A 12,184-nucleotide genomic window follows, 5' to 3' on the forward strand; every position below is an offset into this window, starting at 1 on the left:
AAATTATTCACCGAAGATTTCTTTTTGAAGGCGACGACCTGTCGGTGTGGCAGCAAGGCCTCCCTCGGCAGTTTCACGAAAGGCGGTTGGAAGACTAGAGCCCACTTGGTACATGGCATCAATGACCTCATCAACTGGGATTTTTGATTCGATACCAGCTAAAGCCATGTCTGCTGCGATGAAGGCAAAACTTGCTCCCATGGCGTTACGTTTAACACATGGAACTTCAACCAAACCTGCAACGGGGTCGCAGATAAGGCCAAGCATGTTTTTGATAACGAAGGCGATGGCTTGGCTCGCTTGATAAGGCGTTCCGCCTGCAGCTAGGGTTAGGGCAGCAGCGCTCATGGCTGAAGCTGAACCGACTTCGGCTTGACAGCCCCCTTCGGCTCCTGAGATAGAAGCATTGTTCGCAATCACGAGTCCAAAAGCACCCGCAGCAAATAAGAAGTCTAGTTGTTGTTCATGAGTTAGACCCAACTTTTGAATAGCAGCTGTGAGGACTGCGGGAAGACAACCGGCACTACCAGCAGTAGGAGTTGCACAGACCAATCCCATCTTGGCATTGTGTTCATTAACAGCGATAGCGTTACGGGCAGCAGATAAGACGGTAAAGTCAGACAGCGTCTTTCCTTTTTTGATGTAGTGGTCGAGCTTGGCAGCATCACCACCTGTCAAACCGCTACGAGATTTCTTTTCGCTGAGACCGAGTTCAACAGAAGCCTTCATGACTTCAAGATTGCGCTCCATGAGGAGGAGAACTTCTTCGCGTTCTCGACCGGTTAACTCAAACTCGGTCGTAATCATGAGCTCCGCAACATTTCCTTGAAAATCAAGTTCGGCTTGTTCGACTAATTCTTTGATAGAGTAAAACATATTTTCTCCTATTGAAAGAAATTGACATTGTGCAAATGAGGAATTTTCCGAATCTCTTCGATAGATTCTTCACAGTTACGACTATCAACTTCGATAATCATGATGGCTTTCTCACCAGCTTTTTCGCGTGTTACATTCATTTGGGCGATGTTAATATCGAAGCGCGACAAGGCCTCTGTTACATGAGCAATCATACCAGGGACATCCTGATGAACGATGATAATGGTAGGGGTATTCATATTGAGAGATACGGCAAAGCCATTTAATTCTGTCACCTGGATGTTACCACCGCCGATTGAAATTCCAGTAACACTGATAGTTTTTCGCTCATTTTTCACAGTGATTTTAGTGGTGTTTGGGTGGGGAGCATTGCTGTCCTTTTGAATAGTCCATACGATTTTTATACCACGTTTGTGGGCAATTTCCAGACTGTTAGGAATTTCAGGGTCATCTGTATCCATTCCTAAGATCCCAGCGACGAGGGCAAGATCGGTCCCGTGTCCGCGGTAGGTTTTTGCAAAAGAATTAAAAAGCTGAAATTCGACTTCGGTTGGAGTATCATCAAAGATAGATGAAACAATTTTCCCGATTCGAACAGCTCCTGCCGTGTGACTACTAGACGGTCCAATCATAACTGGACCAATGATATCAAAGACAGATTGAAAACGAAGTGATTGCATCTGTTTCCCCTTAAAAAGATTCTTACTTCTATTATAGCAAAGTTTAGATGTAAGTGCTTATTTCCGTTCTGAAATCTCTAAAAAGACCAAAAACCCTTTAATAACAAGGTTTTTGTAACAAAAAAAGCTGTTTTTAAGTAAATAAATCACAGTTCTGTAACATTTCTACACAAAATCGTTAACAAATAGTAACAATAGAAGGGTATCATGGTAGTATAAGAAAGAAGGAGAAACTTTTTTAAATGAAATCAAACATTAAATCTAAATTTGCAGGATTAGCAGTAGTACTTGCTTTCCTTGCACCATCACTAACTTTCGCACAAGAATCAAAAACTTATACAGTTAAAGCTGGAGATACTCTATCAGAAATTGCTGAAACTTACAACACAACAGTTGAAAAATTGGCTAAATTGAACAACATTAAAAACGTTGACCTCATCTATGTTGACCAAGTTTTAGTTATTGAAGGAGAAGCTCCAGTTGTAGCGGCGACTCCTGCAACGACAACTCCTGCACCATCTGCAAATACTGAAGCTCCGGTTTCAACACCAGCCCCAGCGACTGCAGAAGAAACTCCAGTTGTAGAAGAAACTTCTGCCCCAGCAACTGCAACACCAGCACCAGTAGCAGAAGAGAGCACAACACCAGCTGCGACTGTAAGCGGATCTGAAGCAGAAGCGAAAGAATGGATTGCTCAAAAAGAATCAGGTGGTAGCTACACAGCTACAAACGGACGCTACATCGGACGTTACCAATTGACAGATTCATACTTGAACGGTGACTATTCAGCAGAAAACCAAGAACGTGTAGCAGATGCTTACGTTTCAGGACGTTACGGTTCATGGACAGCTGCTAAGAACTTCTGGCTTAACAACGGTTGGTACTAAGAAATAAAAAAAGAGTCTTGAAAGGCTCTTTTTTTATTTTTATTTAATGAGAGATACTTTTTAAAGATTAGTGATGGCAGATTCATTAATACTGATGATGTTTACGGAATTTTTCACTCGAATTAGTAAGATGAACGGTTTGTTTCGTGAACTTCAGTCTAATCACTGTGGTTATTAGACTCTGCTTGAGAACCGGAAGAATTAGAAGGTTGACCTTGTGTATCAACACTATGATTTCCTTCACTGCCAGCGCTATCAGACGAATATTGCTCAGCTGCAGGTGCTTGAGAATTATTTATACTTCCATATGATTCAGTATAGGTTGGAGTGTAGCTGCTATCATCCGAATAGTAGACTTCAGTCCTCTGAACGCTACTAGTTGTTTCTGTTTGGTTAGATTTTTGTTCTTCTTTTTTGGTCAAGTCTTCAACTTGTTTTTGGAATTTAGAGATTAGTTCTTGAATTGGTTTTATCTTTTCTTCAATGGAAGTTTGCTCGTTAGCAGAGTTGATATTTTTAATGATTTCTAGTATTTTTTGTAAAGAAGTGATACCTGTTTCAAGTGTTTGTTTATCTTGAAACTGGCTATCAGAGTCCTTTATATCTAATTTTAAAGCTTTTTCAGTATAATGCTTTGTGACTTTATCGGCAGTAGAAGTAAGAAAGTCTGTTAGTGTCTTTTTACCCGCATCAGTGGTTGGTTTCAATTCCTGAATCTTTTTCCAATCATCTATTATGCTTTCAGAATCGATGTTGAAGTCTTTAATAGCATTTTTTACTTGTTCAATATCTTGTTGATTTTTTTGTTGTTTGATGAGAGCAATGTTTCCTCTCTCTGCTTGAACATGTTCTTGATGAATGACTAAGGCTGTTAAAAGTCCAAAACCTGCAATAATTATAATAGCAAAAATGGTATTTTTTGATTTTAGTATATCTTTGTAGTTGTTCACAATAGTTCTACGCACGTGGATAAAGGTATATGTATGGAATCATGTGCGCATTCCTCCTCATTACAGTATATCATTTTTAGTTGATTTTAAAAATAAATTTTTAAAGTGAATAGAGGTTTAGGCATGAATTGCTTTTTTGAGTTCTTAATTTTATGTATTTACAGAAGAGATTGCTAGATTTGTCTCCATCTTCCTTGTCATCTTTTTTAAAGCATGCTATAATGAATCTTGCTCAAGCGACCTTCAATCGTTGAAGCACACACGACCTTCAATCGTGAATAAACGAATAGATGGGAGACTTACCATGAGTGATAACTCTAAAACACGTGTTGTCGTGGGGATGAGTGGTGGTGTCGATTCGTCAGTGACGGCTCTCCTGCTCAAGGAGCAGGGCTACGATGTGATCGGTATCTTCATGAAGAACTGGGATGACACAGATGAGAACGGCATCTGTACGGCGACCGAAGATTACAAGGATGTGGCTGCGGTGGCAGACCAGATTGGCATTCCTTACTACTCTGTCAACTTTGAAAAAGAGTATTGGGACCGCGTTTTTGAATATTTCCTAGCGGAATACCGTGCAGGACGCACGCCAAATCCAGACGTTATGTGTAACAAGGAAATCAAGTTTAAGGCCTTTTTGGACTATGCCATGACCTTGGGGGCTGACTATGTGGCGACTGGTCACTATGCTCGAGTGGCGCGTGATGAGGATGGCATCGTTCACATGCTTCGTGGTGTGGACAATGGCAAAGATCAGACCTATTTCCTCAGCCAACTTTCTCAAGAACAACTTCAAAAAACCATGTTCCCGCTGGGACATTTGGAAAAACCTGAAGTCCGAAAAATAGCTGAAGAAGCTGGACTTGCGACTGCCAAGAAGAAAGACTCGACCGGAATTTGCTTTATCGGAGAAAAGAACTTTAAAGAATTTCTCAGCAACTATCTACCAGCTCAGCCTGGTCGCATGATGACTGTGGATGGTCGCGATATGGACGAGCATGCCGGCCTTATGTACTATACGATTGGTCAGCGTGGCGGACTCGGTATCGGTGGGCAACACGGAGGGGACAATGCCCCTTGGTTCGTTGTTGGCAAAGACCTGAGCCAAAATATCCTCTATGTCGGACAAGGTTTCTATCATGAAGCACTCATGTCAACTAGCTTAGAGGCTAGTCAAGTTCACTTTACTCGTGACATGCCAGAGGAGTTTACGCTAGAATGTACGGCTAAATTCCGCTATCGTCAGCCTGACTCTAAGGTAACTGTTCATGTCAAAGGAGACAAGGCCGAGGTCATCTTTGCGGAGCCGCAACGCGCCATTACACCAGGACAGGCAGTTGTCTTTTACGATGGTGAAGAGTGTCTCGGTGGTGGTTTGATTGACAATGCCTACCGTGATGGCAAGGTTTGTCAGTACATTTAGATTGACAAATGTTCTCAATTTGCTACAATAATAAAAGCAATAGAAATGATGGTCAAAGCTCATGGATGTTGCAGGCTTTTTTGTCCTGCACTTCTTTGGAGTTTTGACTGTTTTTGTGTCGTTTAAGGGAAAGGACAAAAATGACTCGACAAGACTTTCGGACAAAAGTAGGAAATACTGTTTTTGGTGTTCGGGCGACAGCCTTGATTCTCCAAAATGGCAAGCTCCTAGTTACTAAAGACAAGGGTAAATATTACACTATCGGCGGTGCGATTCAAGTCAATGAAAGCACGGAGGGCGCGGTAGTCCGTGAAGTGAGGGAAGAACTGGGTGTCAAAGCTCAAGCTGGGCAGCTAGCTTTCGTGGTTGAAAATCGTTTTGAACAAGACGGTGTTTCTTATCACAACATCGAGTTTCATTATCTGGTGAACTTGCTTGAGGATGCCCCATTGACCATGCAGGAAGACGAAAAAACGCAGCCTTGTGAGTGGATTGACTTGGATGAACTCCAGAATTTCCAACTAGTTCCAGCCTTTTTAAAAACAGCTCTACCAGAATGGGACGGCCAACTAAGACACATTCATCTTGAGGAATAGGAGAGAAAATGACTTATAATTTTACGGAAGAATACGATATTATTGTAATTGGTGCGGGACATGCTGGGGTAGAAGCCTCCCTAGCTGCTAGCCGTATGGGTTGTAAGGTATTGCTTGCGACTATCAACATCGAAATGTTGGCTTTCATGCCTTGTAATCCTTCTATCGGTGGCTCTGCCAAGGGAATTGTTGTGCGTGAGGTAGATGCCCTGGGCGGCGAAATGGCCAAGACTATTGATAAAAGCTATATCCAGATGAAGATGCTCAACACTGGGAAAGGACCTGCTGTTCGTGCTCTTCGTGCGCAGGCTGACAAGGAACTTTACTCTAAGGAAATGCGCAAAACGGTTGAAAATCAAGAGAATCTAACCCTTCGTCAAACCATGATTGATGAGATTCTGGTGGAGGATGGCAAGGTTGTCGGTGTTCGTACAGCGACCCATCAAGAATATGCTGCCAAGGCTGTTATCGTGACCACAGGGACAGCCCTCCGTGGGGAAATCATCATCGGAGACCTCAAGTACTCGTCAGGTCCTAACCACAGTCTGGCTTCTATTAACCTAGCTGATAATCTCAAAGAACTGGGCCTCGAAATCGGTCGTTTCAAGACAGGAACGCCTCCACGTGTCAAGGCTTCCTCTATCAACTATGATGTGACAGAGATTCAGCCAGGAGATGAAACACCAAATCACTTCTCTTACACTTCACGGGATGAAGATTATGTCAAAGACCAAGTACCGTGCTGGTTGACCTATACCAATGGTACCAGCCATGAGATTATCCAAAACAACCTCCACCGTGCACCTATGTTTACAGGTGTGGTCAAGGGAGTGGGGCCTCGCTATTGTCCGTCGATTGAAGATAAGATTGTGCGTTTTGCAGACAAGGAACGCCACCAACTCTTCCTTGAACCAGAAGGTCGCAATACAGAGGAAGTTTATGTCCAGGGACTTTCAACCAGCCTGCCTGAGGATGTGCAACGTGACTTGGTACATTCCATCAAAGGTTTGGAAAATGCAGAGATGATGCGTACTGGTTATGCTATCGAGTACGACATGGTCTTGCCTCATCAATTGCGTGCGACTCTGGAAACCAAGAAAATCTCAGGACTTTTCACAGCTGGTCAGACCAATGGTACATCAGGATATGAAGAGGCTGCTGGTCAAGGGATTATCGCTGGTATCAATGCGGCTCTGAAAATCCAAGGCAAGCCTGAGTTGATTTTGAAGCGCAGTGACGGCTATATCGGGGTGATGATTGATGACTTGGTGACAAAAGGAACCATTGAACCTTACCGTCTCTTGACCAGTCGTGCTGAGTACCGTCTCATCCTCCGTCATGACAATGCGGATATGCGTTTGACAGAGATGGGACGTGAGATTGGTCTTGTGGATGATGAACGTTGGGCTCGTTTTGAAATCAAGAAAAATCAATTTGAAAATGAAATGAAGCGTTTGGATAGCATCAAACTCAAGCCAGTCAAGGAAACCAACGCTAAGGTTGAAGCAATGGGCTTCAAACCATTGACTGATGCAGTCACTGCCAAGGAGTTCCTCCGTCGTCCAGAAGTCTCTTACCAAGACGTGGTGGTCTTTGTTGGACCTGCTGCCGAAGAATTGGATGACAAGATTATCGAATTGATTGAAACAGAAATCAAGTACGAAGGTTACATCTCAAAAGCTATGGATCAGGTTGCCAAGATGAAACGCATGGAAGAAAAACGGATTCCAGCCAATATCGACTGGGATGATATTGACTCTATCGCGACAGAGGCTCGCCAGAAGTTCAAACTCATTAATCCAGAAACCATCGGTCAAGCCAGCCGTATCTCTGGTGTAAACCCAGCAGATATTTCTATTCTGATGGTGTACCTGGAAGGTAAAAATCGAAGCATTTCAAAAAACTTAGAAAAGAAAGCTGACTAAAGATAAAAGACTGAATTCTCTTTTGGGGAATTCAGTTTTTTAGATTTTTCTTCTTTTTCCGAATGAAGAGAAAAGGAGGAATGACTATGCTGACAGTAGAGGAAAAAACTTTTTTAGACCACTATAAAAAAGCTTCTTATCATCGTTTTTATGAGATTGAACGTTTTGTCTCCTTGTCTGAAAAGTTGTGTAAGCGTCCGCCGCAGGCTGACAAGAACTAGACTTTTTGATATACTAGAACAAATTAAAATATAGGAGAGAATAAATGAACGTATATGGCAGATTAGAAGACGAACCAACTCCAACTTGGATGGGGAGTCAGGATGCTCCAGTAGAGAATGAGGAGCAACTTGAGGTTGAAACTCGTCAACCTGCCCACTTACCATTTTTTAATATCCTAATTTTGAGTACCTTAGTAGTACTTGTGTCTGTGATTCTACCCTATTTATTAGGACTGCTAAGTCCAGAGCAGGCTCAGGATTTCTATAATGGATGGGCTATGCATCAGAGTGGGGATATCTATTCAGATTATTTTGGTATTAGTGGTCTCCTCTATTACTTTTTACAGTATCTGACCAAAGGCAGTCTGTTGTTTGCAGTCTTTAATTGGTTAGCCTTAATAGGTGCAGGATTCTTTCTTTTTCATTCAGCTTATAATTTGACGGAGCAAAATAAACAATCGCAACAAGTATTGACAGTATTTTATATATTGACTGCTGCTTTTAGCTTTGGTGGTGGCTATGCAACTATCCTTGCCCTCCCGTTCTTGTTCTATGCTCTCAGCTTAGTGACTGCATATTTGGTCGAACCAGACCATGACAAAGGTTTCGTTCGTATTGGAATTAGTTTGGCTCTCGCATTTTTCTTTGCACCTTTGGTGACAACTTTATATGCATTTGTCTTATTTTTTGCTGTAACAGCTTTTAATGTTGGACGCAACAACTTGACTCATGGCCTCTATCAATTTTTTGCAGCGGGCCTTGGTTTTTCAATCTTCTTTTATCCAATTGGCTACTATACAGCTTATAAAGGTAGCTTTGGAAATGCCATTAGTCAAATTCTCTATCCATTAGATAGTTTAAACTTTACGTCTAACCCAGGATTATTCGACAATATCCTCTTCTATGGATTGTTGTCGATAGGTCTCGGAGTATTGACATTGGCATTGACAGGACTCTTCAAATCGAAACCTTTGAAGCAATCAGTCTTATCAATCTCTGCTGCAATAGCTGTCACTTTGGTATTAGTTTTAGAAATTTTTTCTACAGATCTTATCAATGGTAGTCGTATGGTTGAGCTCCTTCCCTTCTTGTCTATTCTATTGTTAACTCGAATTCGCACGTGGGAATTAGAGGGAGCCAGCCGTCGTAGAAGACGCAGAGAAGAAACTTCGGTATGGGGAGCTTTTCTAAAGGGAAATGCCTATCTGCCAATTGTAGCTCTGGCTTACCTATTTTTAGCACCTGTAGTATCACGATATTTGCTCCATGCGGAACAATATCAAGAACGTACAAGCATTGAATCTAAGGTCAAAGGGGAAACTCAAGCTACAGATCGTATCTATGTTTGGGATAATCTGACAAGTAGCTATAAAGCTAGCGAACGCTTGTCAGCTAGTCAGTTGCTATCGCCTAGATTACATACAGGGCTTGATGCAAATCGTACTAAGCTTGTAAATGATCTACGAGATAATCAACCAAAGATGATTGTTGTAAATACAAAGACAACTCTATGGACAGAAGTAGAGCAGCTTTTAGCTGAAAATTATCAAGCGGTTCAAAGTGAATTCAAAGATTTCAAACTCTATAAATTAAAATAAAAATTATCAATATCTTGTGTTATTTTAAAAAAAAATTATTTTTTGACACAAGATATTGATTTTTATTTTTTTAGTGATATAATACTTTTTAGAATCAATATTATATTTAAGAAAAGGGTATGGATATGATTGTATTGGAAGAGAAGACTGTCCCTGATCCAACTTTATTCGTTGAAAAGCGTGACGGTAGACGTGTTATTTTTGATGTAGATAAGATTGACAAAGCGCTTCATAAGGCTGCGGAAAAGATTATGGATGTAACTCCTTTGGTCGAAAAGCGACTTAGTACCCTCGTTGAACGTATCGTTGACGAGATTCATAGCCGTTTCCCACAAGGTGTAAAAATCTATGAAATTCAAAACATCGTAGAACACGAGTTGTTGGAAGCTAAAGAATATGCCTTGGCCGAGGAGTATATTACCTATCGAACACAAAGGGATTTTGAGCGCTCAAAAGCGACAGACATCAACTTTAGCATTCATAAACTTCTCAACAAAGATCAGGCAGTTGTCAATGAAAATGCCAATAAAGACAGTGATGTCTTTAACACCCAGCGTGATTTGACGGCAGGGATTGTTGGAAAATCCATCGGACTTCAAATGCTTCCTAAGCATGTGGCAAATGCCCACCAAAAAGGGGATATCCACTATCACGATTTGGACTACAGCCCCTACACTCCTATGACCAACTGTTGTTTGATTGATTTTAAGGGTATGTTAGAAAATGGTTTTAAGATTGGGAATGCTGAGGTAGAAAGTCCGAAATCTATCCAAACTGCGACGGCGCAAATTTCACAAATCATCGCAAACGTCGCATCTAGCCAGTATGGGGGCTGTTCGGCAGACCGTATAGATGAAGTTTTGGCTCCTTATGCAGAGAAAAATTATCAAAAACACCTTAAAGATGCAGAGGAATGGGTCCTACCTGACAAGCACGAAGAATACGCCTGGAAGAAAACTCAAAAAGACATCTATGATGCCATGCAATCTTTAGAGTACGAGATTAACACCCTCTTTACCTCAAACGGGCAAACGCCATTTACTTCTCTTGGTTTCGGTTTAGGCACTAGTCGTTTTGAACGCGAAATTCAAAAGGCAATCCTGAATATTCGAATCAAGGGGCTGGGTTCAGAACATCGTACAGCAATCTTCCCTAAGCTCATCTTCACACTTAAAAGAGGACTTAACTTGGAGGAAGGTTCGCCTAACTACGATATTAAGCAGTTGGCTCTTGAGTGTGCAACTAAGCGTATGTATCCAGATGTCTTGTCTTACGATAAGATTGTCGAGTTGACAGGTTCTTTCAAAGTTCCGATGGGATGTCGTTCTTTCCTCCAAGGTTGGAAGGATGAAAATGGAGTTGAAGTCAATTCAGGTCGTATGAACCTAGGTGTGGTAACGGTCAATCTTCCTCGGATTGCCCTTGAATCTGAAGGCGACATAAATAAGTTCTGGGAAATCTTCAATGAGCGTATGAATATTGCAGAAGATGCACTGGTCTATCGTGTAGAGCGAACCAAGGAGGCGACGCCAGCTAATGCGCCTATCCTCTATCAATACGGTGCTTTCGGTCATCGCCTAGGAAAAGAAGAAAGTGTTGACCAACTCTTTAAGAATCGCCGTGCTACTGTTTCGCTTGGATATATCGGGCTCTATGAAGTGGCAACAGTATTCTTTGGCAACAATTGGGAAAATAATCCAGAAGCCAAAGAATTCACCCTTGATATCATTCGAGACATGAAACATCGAGTAGAAGAATGGTCAGACCAATACGGTTATCACTTCTCTATTTATTCAACACCATCTGAAAGTTTAACGGACCGTTTCTGTCGCCTGGATACAGAGAAATTTGGTTCTATTCCAGACATCACAGATAAAGAGTACTACACAAATTCCTTCCATTATGATGTCCGAAAAAATCCAACTCCTTTTGAAAAATTGGACTTCGAGAAGGTTTATCCAGAAGCGGGTGCATCAGGTGGATTTATCCACTACTGTGAGTACCCAGTTCTTCAACAAAATCCAAAGGCCTTGGAAGCTGTTTGGGATTATGCTTATGATCGTGTAGGTTATCTAGGGACTAATACTCCGATTGATCGTTGCTACAAGTGCGATTTTGAAGGAGACTTTAATCCAACCGAGAGAGGTTTTGCCTGTCCTAACTGTGGCAATAGTGATCCTAAAACAGTCGATGTTGTTAAACGGACTTGTGGCTATCTTGGAAATCCGCAAGCGCGTCCGATGGTGAATGGACGTCATAAGGAAATTGCTGCGCGTGTTAAACACATGAACGGTTCTACTATTAAAACAGCAGGGCATGAAGTAACAAATTAGAAAGAGATAGCATGGGAAAATATCAATTAGACGATAAGGGTAAGGCCTTGGTTCAACGATTCCACGAAAAGCATTCAAAGGGTGGAGTCAATAAAAAAGATCGAGTAGCCAGCCTTAGAGAACAATTTTTAAATAAGAACAAGAAAAAGTGAGAGTCCCCTCTCACTTTTCTCATAGCGGGAGGAATACATGGAATTACGCAGACCAACATTTACAGACAAAGAAACAGTTTTAGAGATGATGGCAGAGTTTGAACAGACTCAATCAGCCCACGATGGTGGATTTTGGGATGCTGAGAACTTTGATTATGAGAATTGGCTAGAAACTAACCTTAATAAAGAAATGGGAATAAACTTGCCTGAAAATCGCGTTCCTTCTATTCAATTTGTATCATTTGATGATGTAGGTCGTGCTATAGGATTTTTGAATCTGCGATTGAGACTAAATGAGGGATTGCTGAATTATGCTGGTCATATCGGTTACTCCATCCGCCCTTCTGAAAGGGGAAAAGGATATGCCAAGGAAGCTCTCCATCAAGGTCTGCAAGTTGCTAAAGAAAAGAATATCAAACGAGCACTTGTGACTTGTAGCGCAGAAAATCCTGCCAGCCGAGCTGTTATCTTAGCTAATGGTGGAGAGTTGGAGGATGTTCGTAATGGAACGGAGCGCTATTGGATAGAGTTGGAGTAGAA

The 12,184-nt window shown here is 41.7% G+C and carries 12 protein-coding genes; 9 read left to right on the top strand and 3 right to left on the bottom strand.

Features of this window, described 5'->3' with window-relative positions; translation table 11 throughout:
- Window positions 1-3 precede the first annotated feature (3 nt).
- Window positions 4-876 (bottom strand): L-serine ammonia-lyase, iron-sulfur-dependent, subunit alpha, encoded by an 873-nt coding sequence (gene sdaAA, locus ACWPVF_RS00385; protein WP_016466472.1) that lies wholly within the window; start codon window positions 874-876, stop codon window positions 4-6.
- Between the two features lie 8 nt (window positions 877-884).
- Window positions 885-1,556: an L-serine ammonia-lyase, iron-sulfur-dependent subunit beta gene (gene sdaAB / locus ACWPVF_RS00390; protein ID WP_414259915.1), complete on the bottom strand. Its 672-nt coding sequence runs from the start codon at window positions 1,554-1,556 to the stop codon at window positions 885-887.
- Between the two features lie 242 nt (window positions 1,557-1,798).
- Between sdaAB and apf the strand changes: the two genes are divergently transcribed.
- Window positions 1,799-2,443, top strand: a complete 645-nt coding sequence (gene apf / locus ACWPVF_RS00395; protein ID WP_454384055.1) for an aggregation-promoting factor — start codon at window positions 1,799-1,801, stop codon at window positions 2,441-2,443.
- A gap of 158 nt (window positions 2,444-2,601) precedes the next feature.
- Here the strand turns inward: apf and ACWPVF_RS00400 are convergent, their stop codons facing one another.
- A complete protein-coding gene (locus ACWPVF_RS00400) occupies window positions 2,602-3,393 on the bottom strand; it encodes a hypothetical protein (protein ID WP_454384057.1) in 792 nt (263 codons plus the stop codon).
- 304 nt (window positions 3,394-3,697) lie between these two features.
- On the opposite strand from ACWPVF_RS00400, the gene mnmA reads away from it, so the two are divergent.
- From mnmA to ACWPVF_RS00440, 8 genes are all read left to right on the top strand, one after another.
- Entirely contained in the window at window positions 3,698-4,819 is a 1,122-nt protein-coding gene (gene mnmA, locus ACWPVF_RS00405; protein WP_454384059.1) for a tRNA 2-thiouridine(34) synthase MnmA, read from the top strand.
- A gap of 140 nt (window positions 4,820-4,959) precedes the next feature.
- Complete coding sequence (locus ACWPVF_RS00410) at window positions 4,960-5,415, top strand: NUDIX hydrolase (protein ID WP_454384061.1); 456 nt, start codon at window positions 4,960-4,962, stop codon at window positions 5,413-5,415.
- Between the two features lie 8 nt (window positions 5,416-5,423).
- On the top strand, window positions 5,424-7,340 hold the full coding sequence (gene mnmG, locus ACWPVF_RS00415; protein ID WP_454384063.1) for a tRNA uridine-5-carboxymethylaminomethyl(34) synthesis enzyme MnmG: 1,917 nt from the start codon (window positions 5,424-5,426) through the stop codon (window positions 7,338-7,340).
- An 86-nt stretch (window positions 7,341-7,426) separates the two neighbouring features.
- Window positions 7,427-7,561: a hypothetical protein gene (locus tag ACWPVF_RS00420; RefSeq protein WP_414264779.1), complete on the top strand. Its 135-nt coding sequence runs from the start codon at window positions 7,427-7,429 to the stop codon at window positions 7,559-7,561.
- A 44-nt stretch (window positions 7,562-7,605) separates the two neighbouring features.
- Window positions 7,606-9,159, top strand: a complete 1,554-nt coding sequence (locus ACWPVF_RS00425) for a damage-inducible protein CinA (RefSeq protein WP_454384065.1) — start codon at window positions 7,606-7,608, stop codon at window positions 9,157-9,159.
- A 125-nt stretch (window positions 9,160-9,284) separates the two neighbouring features.
- The gene (gene nrdD / locus ACWPVF_RS00430; protein ID WP_414308167.1) at window positions 9,285-11,492 is read left to right on the top strand and encodes an anaerobic ribonucleoside-triphosphate reductase; all 2,208 of its coding nucleotides are present in this window, start codon (window positions 9,285-9,287) and stop codon (window positions 11,490-11,492) included.
- Window positions 11,493-11,503: 11 nt separating this feature from the next.
- Complete coding sequence (locus ACWPVF_RS00435) at window positions 11,504-11,644, top strand: hypothetical protein (RefSeq protein ID WP_000521611.1); 141 nt, start codon at window positions 11,504-11,506, stop codon at window positions 11,642-11,644.
- A gap of 37 nt (window positions 11,645-11,681) precedes the next feature.
- A complete protein-coding gene (locus ACWPVF_RS00440; protein WP_454384067.1) occupies window positions 11,682-12,182 on the top strand; it encodes a GNAT family N-acetyltransferase in 501 nt (166 codons plus the stop codon).
- Window positions 12,183-12,184: the final 2 nt, after the last annotated feature.

Source organism: Streptococcus sp. Marseille-Q7087, from assembly GCF_965111935.1.

Coding starts and splice junctions, on each gene's coding strand:
- ACWPVF_RS00410 (WP_454384061.1), top strand. CDS start 4,960: ATGACTCGACAAGACTTTCGGACAAAAGTAGGAAATACTGTTTTTGGT.
- ACWPVF_RS00435 (WP_000521611.1), top strand. CDS start 11,504: ATGGGAAAATATCAATTAGACGATAAGGGTAAGGCCTTGGTTCAACGA.
- nrdD (WP_414308167.1), top strand. CDS start 9,285: ATGATTGTATTGGAAGAGAAGACTGTCCCTGATCCAACTTTATTCGTT.
- ACWPVF_RS00420 (WP_414264779.1), top strand. CDS start 7,427: ATGCTGACAGTAGAGGAAAAAACTTTTTTAGACCACTATAAAAAAGCT.
- mnmG (WP_454384063.1), top strand. CDS start 5,424: ATGACTTATAATTTTACGGAAGAATACGATATTATTGTAATTGGTGCG.
- mnmA (WP_454384059.1), top strand. CDS start 3,698: ATGAGTGATAACTCTAAAACACGTGTTGTCGTGGGGATGAGTGGTGGT.
- apf (WP_454384055.1), top strand. CDS start 1,799: ATGAAATCAAACATTAAATCTAAATTTGCAGGATTAGCAGTAGTACTT.
- sdaAA (WP_016466472.1), bottom strand. CDS start 876: ATGTTTTACTCTATCAAAGAATTAGTCGAACAAGCCGAACTTGATTTT.
- ACWPVF_RS00440 (WP_454384067.1), top strand. CDS start 11,682: ATGGAATTACGCAGACCAACATTTACAGACAAAGAAACAGTTTTAGAG.
- ACWPVF_RS00425 (WP_454384065.1), top strand. CDS start 7,606: ATGAACGTATATGGCAGATTAGAAGACGAACCAACTCCAACTTGGATG.
- sdaAB (WP_414259915.1), bottom strand. CDS start 1,556: ATGCAATCACTTCGTTTTCAATCTGTCTTTGATATCATTGGTCCAGTT.